Source organism: Streptomyces sp. NPDC031064, from assembly GCF_055570965.1.
Genome location: NZ_JBVIGF010000006.1, coordinates 1 through 15,051 on the forward strand (window position 1 = coordinate 1; position 15,051 = coordinate 15,051).

A 15,051-nucleotide genomic window follows, 5' to 3' on the forward strand; every position below is an offset into this window, starting at 1 on the left:
CAGCCGCTCGCCGGGGAAGAGTGCCGACAGGCGGGCGCGGCGGGCCGGGGTGACGGCGTACGCGGCGACGCGCTCGGAGTCGGGCAGCGGTGACGGGGCCCAGTTGCCGGCCATGTACCGGGACAACTCGGCGGATACCGGCAGATCGTGACTCCCGGTGTTGAGGCGGGAGAGGGGTTCGGTCACGGGGGCTCCCTGGGAAAGGCGTGAACTGGTGTGCGCACAGGTCTTGTCAGTGCAATTTCACATTACTATGTTACAGCTCACACCGCGGCGCGTTAATCCCCGTCAAACGCCGTGTGGCGCAGGGCAGTTCACGCACGACCGCTCGTCCGGCACACCCCACGCAGCATCCCCGCGCCGTGTCCACCATGTCCCCCACCTCCCCTTCCAGGAGTCCTTGGTGTCCCAGCACAAAATGGTGCGTTCCTCGCTCCTCGCCACCGCGGTCGCGGTCACGCTCCTCGCCACGGCGGGCCAGGCCGTGACCCAGGCCGCCGAGACCGCGGTCCCCGCCCAGGCGCCCGGCACGGCCGCCGCCCCCGCCGCCCCCGCCGGTCCGCCGTCCGGGCGGAGAGGGCACCGGGGGGCCGGGCTGCTCCGCGCCGCGAGACGTGGCCGGGCTCAGGGCCCGTACCGGTGCTCGCCGGAGAGCGTGTCCCGGAGGCGACGGGCCTGTGCCTCGATGTCGCGACGGACGGCGGGGTTGCGCACCCTGCCGTTGAGGATGGTGACCATGTCGTCCACGGTCCGCTGTGCCTGCTCATCGCGGCCCGCCCTGACCTCCATCAAGGCACGGCGCTTCATCACCCAGCCCAGGGTGAGGTTGTCGACACCGCGGTTCTCGACGGTGGCGTCCACGACCTTGTTCAACTGGTCGATGCTCTCCTCGGGGGCGGCCTCCTTGACGTAGGGCTTGCGGTTGGCCGGGAGGTACTTGAAGTCCCGGGAGGCGTTCGTGCCCTTGACCAGCCGGGGGAAGACGGCGAGGGGGTGGTCGGGGTAGCGGTCGAGCGCCTCCTCCATGGCGTCACGGCCCGGGCGGAGCGTGTCGCTGTGGGAGCCGAGGAGGTAGAAGAGCATGCCCTGCTCGTCGCCCATCAGCAGCTCGGCCATGTGCTCGTCCTCGTCGGTGCGGGGCGCGCGGACGGTGACGTGGTGCACCGGCGACAGGACCCGGGAGCCGTCCGAGGCGACGTACTGCGCGCGGAGCTGGTACCGGCCGGTCTGCTGGAAGTACAGGCCCTCCTTGCCGAATCCGATGTACGAGCTCTTGTAGAGCGCGGGCCGCTCAGCGTCGAGCCGCACCACCTCCGAATCGTCCACGCACCGCGTCAGCGGTGGCCGGTAGATCCTGGTGTCGCCGGAGGGAGTACGGATCGCGATGGTGACGAAGCCCTCCTCGGGGTCGAGGTGGCCGTGCGTGGAGCGTCCGTTCAGGTCGGTGGTGGACAGCTTGAGCTCGACGACCACCGGCTGCCCGTACCGGAAGGCACCGGGCGAGCGGAGCTCCAGGGCGAGGCCGGAGTGGTTCACCACCGGGTCGCCGAACAGATCGGCGTCGATCTCGGCGGCGCCGAACTGGAACGGGTTCCCACCCATGGCCACGTCGCGGTAGAAGCCGTGCCTGAGGTGGATCAGCTCGTTGTCGGTGAACTGGAACGGGAACGCCGCCCAGTAGGCGGCGGTGCCGCCCGGCGCCGGGGGCGGGGGCTGGTACCGCTGCGCGTAGTTCATCCACGAGAGGTCGCCCAGGCCCCCGTTGGGACCGAGGGGTTGCGGAGGAGTCGCCGTGTTCTTGTCCCAGGAGTGCAGCAGGTTGAAGGCGTGGCCCAGTTCGTGCACGTAGGTGCGTAGCTGAGCCCGCTGGCTGGCGGGATCCGTTCCCTTGATCGCGTTGTGGAAGACCGCGGCGCCCTGCCGCTGGAACGCTCCACCGCCGTCGAACATGATGCCCCGGACGTCGGCCCTCACATACTCGGTGGCGATCAGCATCCACACCCGCCAGAGCGGGGCGTCCCGCCAGAGCGTGAAGTGGTTCACCATCGCGTTGTGCAGCTCGGAGACGTCCCACTTCGCGTCCGCACCGGCCGCGTCAAAGTCGATGACGTTGGGCGTCCCCGCGAGCTGGATCTCGATGCCCGCCTCCTCGTACGCCTTCGGCACGGTGAGGGTGCGCCGCGGGCTCGAGGGCGGCTGCGGCAGGGAGCCGGTGTCGTACGAGATGAACGGGACGGTTCCGGCGACGGAGTCCTGTTCGAGCTGCACGCTGCGCAGGTGCGGTGACACGAAGGAGCAGAGGAAGGTGGCGCCGGGCGCCACGGCCGGTCCTGCCGAGAACTGCACGGTGGCGATGCCCGGCCGGGGCGGGAGGCCCATACCCCGGGGAATGGTCACCCGTACGTGCCGGGAGCTCATGGGGAAGCTGAACCTGCCCTGGCCCTCCAGCTTCACCGTGCCGGGTGACTGGGTGATGACCGGGGCCTCGACGACGAAGGACCCGGCATAGGTCGAGGTGGCTCCGCTGTTCTGGAAGAAGTCGCCGCTCAGGCGCATGGTGGGCCGGACGCCGTCCACGTCGACGCGCAGTTCCATCTGGGTTCCGGTGCCGGTACTGCGGTAGCGGCCGCGTACCAGGCGTTTCACCGGCTGGGTCGTGGCCCTGAGCGCGGCGTGCGCCTCGAGCTGGGCGACCCTGGCCTGGAGCTGTACGGCCTGCTCGCCGCCCTCGAGCTCCGCGGCCGCGGTCATCTCCTGGAGCTGCGCCATCTCCTGCCGCGCGGCCAGGTCCTCGAGATCGACCTCCAGCGATGACTGGGCCTGGCCGTCCAGGGCCGTCGGGTCGGTGATCATCGACATGGCGTACGTACTCCTTCTGCCCCGGCTCAGGTGTCGCGGCCGGGCCGCACATGGTGGTGGGTGACCTGACCGGGCCGGATCCGCCGGCCGGGTTCCAGCCCACCACAACGAGCCCGGGCCCACCCGCCGCGTGCGCCCGGGCGGGTGGTGGCGGCGACGGGCAGCCCCCTTGAGGACCCGGGGGGCGCGCCGCCCCGTCAGGTGGTGGGCGCCGGTGGTTCTCGCGTGGGCTTGCCCGGGGTGCTGTGCGGCCCTCCCACGGAGTTCAGGACGGTCTGGGCCTGGTTGTCGACGAGTTTGGTGAACAACTGCTGGGCGTATCCGAAGATGACGGCCCAGGCGATGATCTGGGCCGACGAGTCGAGGGCTTGCAGACCGGGGACGAACTCACCCCGCATGAGCAGCAGGCCGAGAACGGCGGTCAGCGCACCGGTCGGCAGCTTCAGCAGGGCGAGTGCCACGGGGACGTTGTAGGGGGTGGACGTGCCTCTGATCCGGCGCAGGGAGGTGGCGGCGGCGACGGCGGCCGCCACGATCCCGACGAATGCGACGACGGGGTAGTCCCAGGGTGAGGCGACCGTTGCGTAGAGGTCATCGACGTCGCCCTCGGCCTGGCTCCGCTGGGACATGTCGCTCGCCGTGGGGCAGACGACCCCGATCTTCTCGGGGTGGAAGCACAAGGGCACCGTGTCCGGGGCCACGGCGCCCAGGACACCCACCAGGACGACGATGACGGACAGCGCGACCGACATGCCGTAGACGACGTACGTGAAGCTGCGGACCCGGAGGTTCTCCCGGAGATGGGACTGGCGTGCGACGGCCACCGAATCGACGACCACTTCGCGCTGTACCTCTTGAAGCGCCGAGCCGCTGCGGATGGCCAGCGCGATCTCCTCGACCTGCACCCTCCGTTCGTCGCTGACGGGGAGGTGCTCGCGGATGTAGGCCACCAGCCCCGGCATCATGGCCGTGACCTCGTCCAGCGTGGACAGTCTCAGCATGAGGTTGTGCGCGACGTCGAACCGCGTCTGGGCTACGGCCAGATGCGCGGCGGGGAGGCGCCGGCGGTGGTCGTGGCGGAGTGTGCTCCTGGCTTCCTTCAGCTCCTCGAACGCCTGGGCGGCCAGTGCTCGCGCCTCCGCCGGGAACTCCTCCTGCCCTGTCCTTGCGCGGAGCAGCGCCTCGAGTTCGCTGATGCGCGAGGTCAGGCTCTCGCGGAGCTCCCACAGACCCTTCTCGTGCGTACCGCGCCTCCGGCGGTCGAGGAACCTCGGTCTTTCTGCCATGGGTCCGCCATCGCCGGTTCTCTGCTCAGGGCGCTCAGCAGACGAAGTCGGGACTGTTGGCCCAGAACGCCAGATGAGACCAGGTCTGCGCGCCGCAGACTCCGTCGACCGTGATGGTCGCGCACTGCTGGAATCTCCGGGTCGCCGCGTCGGTGAGCGGTCCGAAGATTCCGTCGACGACGAGCCCGTCACCCGTCAGTGAACTGTTGAGGTAACACTGTGCCTGTTTCACACCCGCTCCCGACGAGCCGCGCTTGATCGTCGGGCGGGCACTGGTGTGGGTGCAGATGTCGGTGGCCATGACGCACTCCTGTCTCGTGGTGGCCTTCCGAGGATTGCGGGCGACGGCTGAGCCCTTGCCGAGACGAGCAGCCGCTCCGAGGGACGCTGCCCCCGCCATGGGTCCGTGACCCCGAACGCGCTACGAAAATTATGCGTTCCCATGTTTAGGCTACATCTGCCGCTAATCCACTGCATGTTCGTGTGCCCCAGGCCGAGCCGCATCGTCCGCTCAGGAACGTCGAGCCCCCGGGCGGCGGCCGGAAAACGAGAATTTTCAACGGCATTTGAGGGCATGGCCTGCTCACGAGAATGAGCCTAAGGTTATTGGGGGGGGGACAAATCCGACTACGCGTCATGGGAGTGGTGGCCATGGGCAGGCAAACCCATTACGCCTTCGAAACGTACCGTGCCGTTGCGGACAGTGGCCGTGCCGCTGCGCTCGCCGAGACCACGTCCCCGTTCCAGATCGAGGTGCGGTTCATCCGGGGGCTGACGAACAGGCAGAAGAGCGTCTTCTCCGAGGCCGCGGACCGCTGGGCCCGCGTCATCGTGGGAGACCTGGAAACCGCGATCATTCACGACTTCTCCGGTGAGGTGGTGATCGACGACCTCCTGATAGACGCCGAGGGCGTCCCGATCGACGGTGTCAACAACGTGCCCAACACCCTCGGGGAGGCAGGCCCCACGCGGTTCCGCAGTGAGGACGCGGCCAGCGGTGCGGGGCTGCCCGTGAAGGGGATCATGAGATTCGACAGTGCCGACCTGGCCCAGATGGAAGAGGAGGAGACCCTTCTCGACGTCATCACGCACGAGATGGGTCACGTCCTCGGTATTGGAACCGTCTGGACGGATTTCGGCTTCCTCAAGAACTTCCCGGGTACAGATCCCACCTTCGTCGGGCCCGGCGCCATGAAGGAGTTCGGCAAGCTGAAGAACAGGGGGCCCACCCCGGTGCCGGTCGCCAACGAGGGCGGATCCGGCAGTGCGGGCGGCCACTGGCGTGAGCGCGTGTTCGACAACGAGCTGATGTCCCCGTCCATCGAGGGCCGCGACAACCCCCTGAGCCGGCTGACGGTGGCGAGCCTGGGGGACCTCGGATACACGGTCGATCTCGGCGCCGCCGAGGACTACGCGCTTCCGGACCTGCTGGAGATCGCGAGCTCCGGCCGCGTGCTGCCTTCGGTTCCGCGGCACGTGGTGCTCCCCACCATCCCCACTCGCATCCCGGCCGAAAGGCCCTGAGACGCACGGTCCTAAGCCGGGCGGTCCAGAGCCGGGCGGTCCAGACCGCGCGAAGTCGTCCAGACGTCGACGAGGCACTCCTGCGCGGTCGCGGCGTCAAGCAGGATGTGGTGGTTGGTGTGGTTGGTTATCAGCAGGCGCGGCGAGACCAGGAAGCCGGTGCCGATCGGCAGCTCCGGCGGCAGCTCCCGGCCACGGCGATACCGCTCGGCCGCGGCCTCGCCCTACTTGAGCCGCGCCTGCATCACCGGTGATTGCCGTGCCCGGCCCTCCGAGCTGGTTCCGGGGATGTGCCTGCTCCCCGGCAGGGGACAACGGGCCGTCCCGGCCTCTCCGGTACGAGGGGTGGTCGCCGGACCTCCCGCTTCCTCTCCGTGCCTAGGCGAAGACCTGGTAAGGAACCCGGAGTTTGTTCCACGACGTCGGTCCGGGCCAGCCGTCGGCGTCCGCGCCCGTGTACCCGAGCTTCCGCTGCCACTTGGCGTAGGAGTCACGGTGCTGTTGGTTCCATTGGGACGACGGGCCGCCCGGACCGTATGCCGAGCACCTCTCTTCGATGAGACGAGCTCCCATCATGGCGATGATGGGGCTGTTCGGTTGATTCTTGAACCAGCCAGCTCCGGGGAAGGGGACGTAACCCGAGCCGGGCTGCGGCTCTTCCTGCCGGACAAGCAGCTTTTGACCGATCTTGATGATGTCCGGGTTCGGAATATTGTTCCACGCCTGTAGCTGCTCGACCGTAGTACCGAACGTTCGGGCAATCGCGTACAGAGTGTCACCCGTCTTAACTGTGTAGTATGTGCTGTCATTTCCCATGCTTTTATGCTAGGCGCGTTTTCGTCATCTGCATACGCAGATACGCAGACGCCCTCGGATATGCGGCCCATCCGGCCGCCGACAGCGCACACCTGACACCCGATCAGGGAATTTTCAACGAAATTCGATGATTGACCGGGCGATATTTGAACCGGCGACCACGGAAAACGAACCAGCCAGCACGGGGAAGCAACCGAAGCGCGAACCGATGGGCCGTCACAGCGCCACCGACACGTCCCGGCAAGCCGAGGACACCACTCCCGTTCTGGTGCCGGACGCCCCGAGGAAGACAGCCGCTCAGCGGGACGGCGTGACCGAGGACCACACGCCGAACCACTGCTCGGCGCCGTACTCCTCGAACCGCTCCACCTCGGTGAACCCCAGTCGTGCCGCGAGGCGCATCGCACGGTCGTTGGCGGTCCGGGTGCAGAGCACCACCGGCTCGCCGGGAAGCGCGCCGGCGAACCAGTCGAGTGCCGCCGCGCTCGCCTCGGCGGCGTACCCGCGTCCCCACGCCTCCGGCAGGAACAGGTAGCCGAGCTCGACCTCCCCGCCGTGCGGACGGACGCGACCCGGACGCCCGGCGTCGCGCCGATCGAGCGTGATCATGCCGATCATCGCACCGTCGAGCTCGGTCACGAAGAGGCCGGGGCGCCGCCCGGGCACCTCGGGCACCGCCCGTTCGAGCTCGTCGCGCGGTCGAGAACCACCGATGTGGGCGCCCACCTCCGGCGATGCGAACAGATCGACGAAGGCCGCACGGTCCCGGGCTTCGGACTGGCGGAGTACGAGCCGTTCGGTGCTTATCGGGGCAGGTGGCCAGGCGACGGGTCCGAGTTCGGTCATGGCCGGCAACCTAGCGCACGCCGGTGCGAGGGACCGGGAGAATGCCTAGCCCTCGATCATGCCGAGCTCGGTGTCGGGGCGGCACACCGAGCAGGCGTCCACCTGCTCCGCCAGTGCCCGCCGCGCCGATTCCTCCGACGCGCCGGTCGCCCCTCTGCCCGCCAGCGCGCACGTCCCGACGTGCACCTTGACCGGTGTCCGGGTGGCGTCCAGGCCGCGCTGTATCCGGTACGGCGGCGGGGCGGGCGGAGCCGTGCGCTCCTGGATCTCCCTCTGACGGGCCCTGGCCGCGCGCTGCTGCCTGACGTGCAGGAGCTGCACGGTCAGGTACGCCTCGATGGCGGCGAGCCGCTCGTCGTCGGGCGGGTACGGGGGTGGCAGTGGGTCGGACACGGTCCAGTCCAGGGACGTCGTCGGCGTCGGTCAGGCGGCCTCGGTGACGCCGTGCGGCGGCGTCACCGTCTGCCGCGTGACCTGCTTCAGCGCCGAGCGGGCGGGCGCGCGCTGCTGATCGTCGATCTTGCGCCAGTAGGGATGGGTGCTGACGCGGAGGGACAGGCCGAGGCACTCGGTTCGCAGCCGGGCGACCGCTTCCTTCTCCCCCTCGGTCCAGCCGGGGCTGTCCTCGCGGCCGCCGGTGACCTCGCCGGTGTGCGGGTGTGCGATGCCCGGCCACCCGGGCATCGGTTCGACGCTCCACGGCAGTCGCCGGCACAACGCGGCCAGCTCGGCGGTCGCCTGGTGGAGGCGGGTCTGCGCAGCTCGCAGATCATCGGGGAAGTCAGTTCCGGCCATGGCCAGAATCATACGCCTGTTCGATTCTCTTCGTACGAGGCGTGCCGGAGCGCCAGGCGGACGCGGGACCGCGCCGGTGGCGATGCGTACGGCGGAGCGATGTGATCACTCGATCGTGAGTTCCTCCTCTCCCGGGCCCGGCCTATCGGGATGCTCGAAGGACGGCGCGTGAGACGCCGTCCGATGTGCGGTGCGTGGGGGGAAGAGGACATGACTGGGAAACCGGAGCACGGCGGGGGCCTGGACAGCCAGGCGTTGCTGCTGGTCGCCGGGCTGGCCGACCTGGCGGCGAGCACGCTGGGCACCGCCCTGGGGGGCGTGCGGGGACTGCTGCGCCGCTCGGACGCCATGGAGCTGGCGGCCCAGGCCGAACACGAGCTCGTGGCGCGTGGCCGCCTCGTGATGAGCCGGTACGCGGCCGCACCCCCGGCCCACCTGGAGATCCTCGCCCGGCAGGCCCTGGCGCGGAAGGCCGCCGATGACGTCTGACCGGTGGGAGCCGACCGCGTTCAAGACCCGCGTCGACGAGGTACTGCGCCGGTTCGTCGCCCTGGAGGCCGACCGGTTCACGGCGATCGACCCGCTGCTGTCTCCGGTGGCCGAGCAGCTCGAGGCGACGGTCGCGGACGGCAAACGGCTCCGGGCGGCGTTCTGTTACTGGGGCTGGCGTGCGGTGGGACAGCCGGACAGCGACGCCCTGGTGCGGGCGGCGGCCTCGATGGAGCTGGTGCACGCCGCGGCGGTCGTACACGACGACCTCGTCGACGACAGCCCGCTGCGGCGCGGGCGGCCCACGGCCCATGTCGCCCTGCGCGGTGCCGTACGCGGCCGACCGCACGCCGACGGCGCCGCGCGGTCGCTGGCGATGCTGCTGGGGGACCTGCTGATGGCCTTGGCCGGGCATCTGTTCGCCACCAGCGGGCTGCCCGCCGCGTACCTCGCCCGGGCCCGTCCCTTGTGGTCGGTGATGGCCCGTGAGCTGATCGCGGGAGAGTGCCTGGAGATCCTGCGCACCGGAGCCGCCCCGGACACCGAGGCGTCGCTGAAGGTGATCCGGTACAAGACCGCCAAGTACACCGTCGAGCAGCCCCTGCTGATCGGCGGCGCCCTGGCCGGGGCCGGAGCGCGGCTGCGCGAGGGCTACTCCGCGTACGGGCTGCCGCTGGGTGAGGCGTTCCAACTGCGGGACGACCTGCTCGGCCTGTTCGGCGACCCGGGACGCACCGGCAAGGCGGGCACCGACGATCTGCGGGGCCGGCGGCCCACCGCCCTGCTGGCGGAGACGTGGCGCCTCGCCGGCGACGCCGACCGGGAGTCGCTGCGTACGCTGCTGGACGGCCGCCCGGAGCCCGGCGGCCGGGCCCCGGGCAAAAACGGACCGGACAAGCACGGGCCGGACAGGAACGGGCCGAACGGGCACGGGCCCGACGAGCACGGGGGCGACGCGCACGGGGCCGACAGAGACCGGGCCGACGGAGAGAACCCCGGCGGGGAGGCCCTGGACGCGGTCCGCGAGCTGATGCGCCGGCTCAAGGCACCCGACCGCATCGAGGCCATGATCAGCGCCCGGGTCGAGGAGGCTCTCGCCGCCCTGCACGAGCTGGACGTACCGGTGAACGCCACCGCCGCCCTCACCGCACTCGCCCATTCGGCGGCGGTCCGACAGTCCTGACGCCCGCACGGGGCGGCGCGACCCCGTGCAGAAGGAGCCCTGCCATGACCTACAGCGAGGCATCGATGGACGCCCTGCGACAGGCCGGTGACGAACTCGCCGACGCCACCGTCGCCACCCTCTTCGAACGCGGGGAGGTGGGCACGTTCAACACCTTGATGCGCTACGTCTCCGCCGCCGGTGCTCCCCTGCCGGACGGGCTGCCCGACGTCGCTCGTGACTACCTGGAAGCCACCCGTTTCCCGCCGTCCTGGGTGGACTGGTCGGAGATGGAGAAGGCCCGGCTGTTCTTCATCGACAACAACGTGCACATCTCCACCGCGCTGTCCTTCGCCTCCATGCCCGCCTGCTACGTCGTCCCGCACGTGGCGAAACTCCTGTCGACGACCCACGGGCTGAACTACCCCTCCAAACGCATGGCGGAGACCGGCCAGTTCACCGTCCACCTCATGCAGCCCGACGCCTTCGAGGCCGGCAGCCGCTTCATTCCCGCCGCCCAGAAGGTCCGCCTCCTGCACGCCTCCATCCGCCACCACCTCAGGCGTGAGGACCGGTGGGACGCCGACGCGCTCGGAACACCGATCTGCCAGGAGGACATGATCGGCGGGCAGATGTTCTTCTCCCTGCTGGTGCTGGACAGCCTCCACCGCCTCGGCATCCACATGTCGGCGGAGGGCGCCGAAGCGTACTACTACGCCTGGCTTGTTGTCGGCGCCATGCTCGGCGTCGACCAGAGCGCCGTGCCCAAGACGCTCGACGACGCCCGCCGGTTCCTCGACCTGTACATGATCCGGCACATGGGGCCCTCCGAGGAGGGCGCACACCTGACCCGGCAGCTCGTCGACCTCTACGAGGACGTCGTCCCCGGCACCTTCTTCGACCCGGTCGTCTCCGCCCTCATCCGCTACCTCATCGGCGACACCTGCGCCGACTGGCTCCGGGTGCACCGCACGCCGTGGGACACCGTCGTCAAGGCCGCGCCCCGCCTCCTCGGCGTACTGGAGACGATCGAGGACCGCTCCCCGTTCAGCGCCTGGGCCCTGGACCGCATCGGGCACCTCACCACGATCCTCGAACTGTCCTCCCTCACCCGCGGACGCGTCATGCACTACGCCATCCCCGAGGCGCTCAAGAAGGACTACGGCGTCTCCGGCACCGTGCCCCGCACCCACCGCTGGACGCCACCGCCGCCCACGGTCTCCTGACGGCCCCGCCTCGCATGGGCGGTGGTTGTCGCGGCGGCCGGCTGCGGCCGACCCCGCAACGCACCACGCGTTGTCCGAAGCTGCCGCGCAGGCGATCACCGGGGACGCGAAGGTCTTCGCCGCGGTCGTGTCAGACGTTCTGGACCTGGCCGGCGGTCCGCTGTGGGACGGGTATGCCATCCGAGACGGCACGTGACGGCCCCGGCTGCGGCTCAGGAGGAGCCTACGGCGGCCACGCTGATGGGGCTCCCCGCGCGTGTGGCGGGTCAAACCCCGTACGCGGGTGGCAGGAGACGGGCCGGCCACGGGTGGTCGACTGCGTTCCGACGGATGTGAGTACCTGGGCACGAGTGCTGAGTACGTTGCCCGATGTGGCCCCGCGCCGCTGCGTGCTGGGATGCGGAGCATGACCTCCGAAGCGCCTCGACGTGTGAACATGCAGTCCGTCGCCGGCACCGGCGCGGCCCTCGCGGCAGTGTTGCTGCCGCTGGCCGCCGCCGTACTGCTGGCCAAGACGGTGGCCGGTGACCCTTTGGCACCGGTGAACACGCTGATGACCAGCGGGGCGCAGCGTGCACGGATCTCCTGTTCGGTGTGGCGCAGATGCGGCAGGAGCGCGCTGTCCGAGTGGAAGAGGAGGAGCGACCTGCGGACCAGCGGCGCGGAGGCCCGGGATCACGCTTGAGTCGTGTGCCGACGGCGCGGGTGAAAGCCCGCGTGTCAACGCCCTCGCGGCGGCCGGTGCGCCGCCGCGAGCGGACATCGCGGCGGCGCACGTTTTCACAGCCCTACCCTGCTCCGGTTTCCGTCAGCGTTGGAACGCCACGTCGTAGTAGGTGTCCGACAGTGCGCCCGCGGCCGTGTAGCAGCGGACCTGCACGCCCGTGCTGGGTGTCCAGTAGTCCACCTTGCAGTGCCTGGAGTCCGCGCCGTAGGCGGTCACCTGCACATTGCCGTTGCTCAGCGGCATTCCGGAGGGCCAGAAGCGGTACGTGCCGACACCGACCCGAGAGATCCGGTTCGTCGCGCCCGTGGAGTTGTACGAGTAGGACGCCGCGGGATTGTACGCGGACGCGGTCGGCTGGTTGGCCCACGCGTAGGCGGCCGGCGTGATGCGCTGGATGCCGGTGCCGCGCACGTAGGTCAGCGTGTACCGGTTGTCCTGGAGTGCGCCGCCGAGGGTGAAGCAGCGGACGTTGACCATCTGGGCCGTTCCCGACACGTACCAGTTGACGACCTTGCACCTGGCCCTGACGTCGCCGTATGCGGTCACCTGCACCTGTCCGGCCGCGGACCCGATCGATGGGATCCGTACCGTGTACCGGCCCACGCCGGAGCGGGTGATGGTGTTGGTCGCGCCGGCGGAGTTGAACTGGTAGCTCGTCGACGGCGTGTACGCAGCCGTGGTCGGCTGGTTGGCCCAGACGTAGGCGAACCGGCCGCCGAGGCTGGTGGTGTTCACGAAGCTCGTGGTGAACGCGGTGTTGACTCGTACTCCGCCCGGCGTGAAGCACCGGACGTGCGCATCCAGTCGGTCACCGACCGGGGCCCAGTAGTGGACGCCGCAGGAGTTCGCGTTGGCGCCATACGCGGTCACGTGTACCACACCGCCGACCCGGCCGAGGTTGGGCATCCGGACCGTGTACTGGCCGGTTCCGGTGCGCACGACCGTATTCGTCCCCCCGGTCGAGTTCCGGCTGTAGGCCGCCGACGGTGTGTACGGCGTATTCAGCGCGGCGTTGGGCGAGTTTGCCCAGACGTAGGCACGGCCGAAGCTGGGCGCCGCCTGGGCGGTGGACGGAGTCAGGGCCGCCACTCCAGCGGCGAGGGCCAGTGTCGTTGTGATGGCGAGCCCGCGAGCGCGCCACTTCCTGAAGGTTGTCGATACGTTCACGTACGTTCGTCCCCCCCTTACGCACAGGACGGTCCGGTGACCGGCCTGGGTGAGTGCTGAGGAACCTATACATTTCCCGCCACGCCGACTACGTCGCCGCTGGGGGATGTGGTGGCACCTGGTAGTGAACGGGGGGCACTCTTCACAAACGGAGCACCCCCGCCCGTGTCGTTCCGTGGAGCGTTTCGACTCTCCGGTCCCGGATGCAGGTGATGGTGCCGATCCCCTCGTGGGTGCACGCGGAGAGCGCGACCGGTTCGGTGCCGGTGAGGTCGACCAACGCGAACTCCGGAGGTGTCCGGCGAGCCGCGGGCGCGCACCGGATCAGCTCAACCGTGGTGGGGTCCAGGCGTGGTGTCGGAGGATCATGCGCATGGCGGCAGGGGAGGGTGTCATCCGCATGGTCGCGTTGCGCAGGGCCACGGCCAAGGGGTGGGAGAGTTGGTGGCCCATCCGCCCGGCTTGTCGAGCGGCGCGGGCGACGGCCTGGCTGCGCGGGCGGCGCTCGGTGTCGTACCGGGCCAGAGCGGCTTCGACGGTGGGTTCGGAGGCGAGGGCGGCGGCGAGGGTGACCGCGTCCTCCAGCGCTTGGCAGGCGCCTTGGCCGAGGTTGGGGGTCATCGCGTGTGCCGCGTCGCCGAGCAGTGCGATCCGGCCGGCGGTGTACGAGGGGAGGGGCGTGCGCAGTTCGTTGACGTCGTGGTGGAGCACGGCGTCGGGCCGGGTCGCGTCGAGCAGCGCGGGGATCGGGTCGTGCCAGTCGTGGAAACGTCGGCGCAGTTCGGCCAGGGGGTCGGCGAACCGCGTGCCGGCGGGGAGGCGGAGGACCGCGTGCCATTCGGCGCGCCCGTCGGGGAAGGCGATGTGTCCGAACTCGGCGCCGTTCCCCCAGGTCAGTTCGAAGTCGGTGTGCAGCCCGACCGCTTGCTCGGTGATGGCACGCAGCACCGTCGAGCCGCTGTAGGCGGGGCCGGGGTGGGCGGGGAAGAGCCGGCTGCGGATCTTGCTACCGATGCCGTCGGCCGCCACCACCAGGTCCGCTTCCCGGATCGTTCCGCCGCAGCCGACTCGAACCGTCCCGGCGTCGATCTGCTGGACCGAGCCTGCTTCGTGGCCGATCAGCAGGGCCTCGGGGGGCAGCGTCTCGCGCAGCAGCCGGTGCAGGGTGGCGCGGGGGATGCCCATGATCGGCGTACCCACCGCCTTCTCAAGTCCCACGCCGTCCATCCTGGCCAGCCAGCCGCCCGCCGGTGTGCGGGTGCCACCGCTGTACTGGCCCCGCGACGCCTTCCTCACCGCGTGGCCCACGCCGAGTTCGTCCAGTGCCCGAAGCCCGTTGGCGGCAAGGGAGATGCCCGCTCCGGCGTCGTCGAGCATGGCCGCGCGCTCGACGACCGTCACGTCCCAGCCGATGCGGCGCAGGCCGATCGCGGCGGCCAGTCCGCCGATGCCTCCTCCTACGACTACTGCTGTGCTGCCCATAACAAGCCCCCACTTCTTCTACACCTGTAGAAGGTTCGATCATATCCGAGGCTCTACAGGTGTAGAAAGGAACCATGACCACCGACCGACGCACCCTCCTCGCGGACGCGGCTCTCGACGTGCTCACCGACGAAGGGGTCCGCGGCCTGACCCACCGCGCGGTCGACCGCCAAGCGGCCATGCCGCCCGGCACCACGTCGGCCTACTTCCGCACCCGAGCCGCGCTGCTGACCGGGCTCGTCACCCGCCTGGTCCAGCTCGACCAGGCCGAACTACAGACGACGGCGGAGCAACTGCCGCCACTTCGCACCGCCGAAGAGCTGGTTGACGCCATGGCGCTGCTCGCGCGGCAGCGACTCACCGGCGAGGGGCGCCGCCGTTCGCTCGCCCGATACGCCTGCACCGTCGAGAGCGTGCGCGACCCGGAGCTGCGCGCGATCCTCGTGCCGCGCGAGAACGCCGGCCGGAGGGCTGTTCGGTCGTTCCTCGAAGGGCAGGGCGTGAAGGACGTCGACAACCGCACGCACACGCTGCTGACGTGCCTCGACGGACTGGTCTTCGACCGGCTTGTGCGCGGGGGTGAAGTGCCGCGCGAGGCCCTCGAAGGACTGGTCGCCGCCGCGCTGCGCGTCTGAGGCCTCCGGCACGGACGTCGGATTGCCGGTTCCGTTC

15 protein-coding genes and 1 pseudogene are annotated in these 15,051 nt (G+C 70.0%); 6 read left to right on the forward strand and 10 right to left on the reverse strand.

All coding sequences use genetic code 11. The features are described 5' to 3' along the window. From ACZ46W_RS21690 to ACZ46W_RS21705, 4 genes and pseudogenes are all read right to left on the reverse strand, one after another. Positions 1-186, reverse strand: a pseudogene (locus tag ACZ46W_RS21690) (aminopeptidase P family protein); the annotation flags it as partial. Positions 187-624: 438 nt separating this feature from the next. Further along, positions 625-2,859 carry a zinc metalloprotease gene (locus ACZ46W_RS21695; protein WP_468339875.1) on the reverse strand — a complete coding sequence of 745 codons (2,235 nt, stop codon included), beginning with the start codon at positions 2,857-2,859 and terminating at the stop codon, positions 625-627. Between the two features lie 197 nt (positions 2,860-3,056). Next, positions 3,057-4,145, reverse strand: a complete 1,089-nt coding sequence (locus ACZ46W_RS21700) for a hypothetical protein (RefSeq protein WP_468339877.1) — start codon at positions 4,143-4,145, stop codon at positions 3,057-3,059. 34 nt (positions 4,146-4,179) lie between these two features. Further along, the gene (locus ACZ46W_RS21705; protein ID WP_468339879.1) at positions 4,180-4,446 is read right to left on the reverse strand and encodes a peptidoglycan-binding domain-containing protein; all 267 of its coding nucleotides are present in this window, start codon (positions 4,444-4,446) and stop codon (positions 4,180-4,182) included. Between the two features lie 350 nt (positions 4,447-4,796). Between ACZ46W_RS21705 and ACZ46W_RS21710 the strand changes: the two genes are divergently transcribed. Beyond that, a complete protein-coding gene (locus tag ACZ46W_RS21710) occupies positions 4,797-5,669 on the forward strand; it encodes a leishmanolysin-related zinc metalloendopeptidase (protein ID WP_468339881.1) in 873 nt (290 codons plus the stop codon). 378 nt (positions 5,670-6,047) lie between these two features. Here the strand turns inward: ACZ46W_RS21710 and ACZ46W_RS21715 are convergent, their stop codons facing one another. The 4 genes from ACZ46W_RS21715 to ACZ46W_RS21730 form a co-directional block, all read right to left on the reverse strand. Beyond that, entirely contained in the window at positions 6,048-6,485 is a 438-nt protein-coding gene (locus tag ACZ46W_RS21715) for a peptidoglycan-binding protein (RefSeq protein WP_468339883.1), read from the reverse strand. A 297-nt stretch (positions 6,486-6,782) separates the two neighbouring features. Next, entirely contained in the window at positions 6,783-7,331 is a 549-nt protein-coding gene (locus ACZ46W_RS21720; RefSeq protein ID WP_468339885.1) for a GNAT family N-acetyltransferase, read from the reverse strand. A gap of 45 nt (positions 7,332-7,376) precedes the next feature. Further along, positions 7,377-7,724: a DUF6233 domain-containing protein gene (locus ACZ46W_RS21725; protein ID WP_468339887.1), complete on the reverse strand. Its 348-nt coding sequence runs from the start codon at positions 7,722-7,724 to the stop codon at positions 7,377-7,379. Between the two features lie 30 nt (positions 7,725-7,754). Next, positions 7,755-8,126, reverse strand: coding sequence for a hypothetical protein (locus ACZ46W_RS21730; RefSeq protein ID WP_468339889.1), 372 nt, complete (start codon positions 8,124-8,126; stop codon positions 7,755-7,757). 210 nt (positions 8,127-8,336) lie between these two features. Here ACZ46W_RS21730 and ACZ46W_RS21735 point away from each other — a divergent pair, with 210 nt between their 5' ends. The 4 genes from ACZ46W_RS21735 (at position 8,337) to ACZ46W_RS21750 (ending at position 11,688) form a co-directional block, all read left to right on the forward strand. Next, entirely contained in the window at positions 8,337-8,615 is a 279-nt protein-coding gene (locus tag ACZ46W_RS21735) for a polyprenyl synthetase (protein WP_468339891.1), read from the forward strand. Further along, positions 8,605-9,798: a polyprenyl synthetase family protein gene (locus tag ACZ46W_RS21740; RefSeq protein WP_468339893.1), complete on the forward strand. Its 1,194-nt coding sequence runs from the start codon at positions 8,605-8,607 to the stop codon at positions 9,796-9,798. Before ACZ46W_RS21735 ends, ACZ46W_RS21740 begins: the two co-directional genes overlap by 11 nt. 44 nt (positions 9,799-9,842) lie before the next feature. Continuing rightward, the gene (locus tag ACZ46W_RS21745; protein WP_468339895.1) at positions 9,843-11,003 is read left to right on the forward strand and encodes an oxygenase MpaB family protein; all 1,161 of its coding nucleotides are present in this window, start codon (positions 9,843-9,845) and stop codon (positions 11,001-11,003) included. A 406-nt stretch (positions 11,004-11,409) separates the two neighbouring features. Continuing rightward, entirely contained in the window at positions 11,410-11,688 is a 279-nt protein-coding gene (locus tag ACZ46W_RS21750; protein ID WP_468339897.1) for a hypothetical protein, read from the forward strand. A 123-nt stretch (positions 11,689-11,811) separates the two neighbouring features. On the opposite strand, the gene ACZ46W_RS21755 is transcribed toward ACZ46W_RS21750, so the two are convergent. Together ACZ46W_RS21755 and ACZ46W_RS21760 are read right to left on the reverse strand one after the other, a co-directional pair. Beyond that, positions 11,812-12,669 carry a hypothetical protein gene (locus ACZ46W_RS21755; RefSeq protein ID WP_468339899.1) on the reverse strand — a complete coding sequence of 286 codons (858 nt, stop codon included), beginning with the start codon at positions 12,667-12,669 and terminating at the stop codon, positions 11,812-11,814. Between the two features lie 552 nt (positions 12,670-13,221). Further along, on the reverse strand, positions 13,222-14,379 hold the full coding sequence (locus ACZ46W_RS21760; protein WP_468339901.1) for an FAD-dependent monooxygenase: 1,158 nt from the start codon (positions 14,377-14,379) through the stop codon (positions 13,222-13,224). 74 nt (positions 14,380-14,453) lie between these two features. On the opposite strand from ACZ46W_RS21760, the gene ACZ46W_RS21765 reads away from it, so the two are divergent. Then, positions 14,454-15,014: a TetR/AcrR family transcriptional regulator gene (locus tag ACZ46W_RS21765; protein ID WP_468339903.1), complete on the forward strand. Its 561-nt coding sequence runs from the start codon at positions 14,454-14,456 to the stop codon at positions 15,012-15,014. The last annotated feature ends 37 nt before the right edge of the window (positions 15,015-15,051 follow it).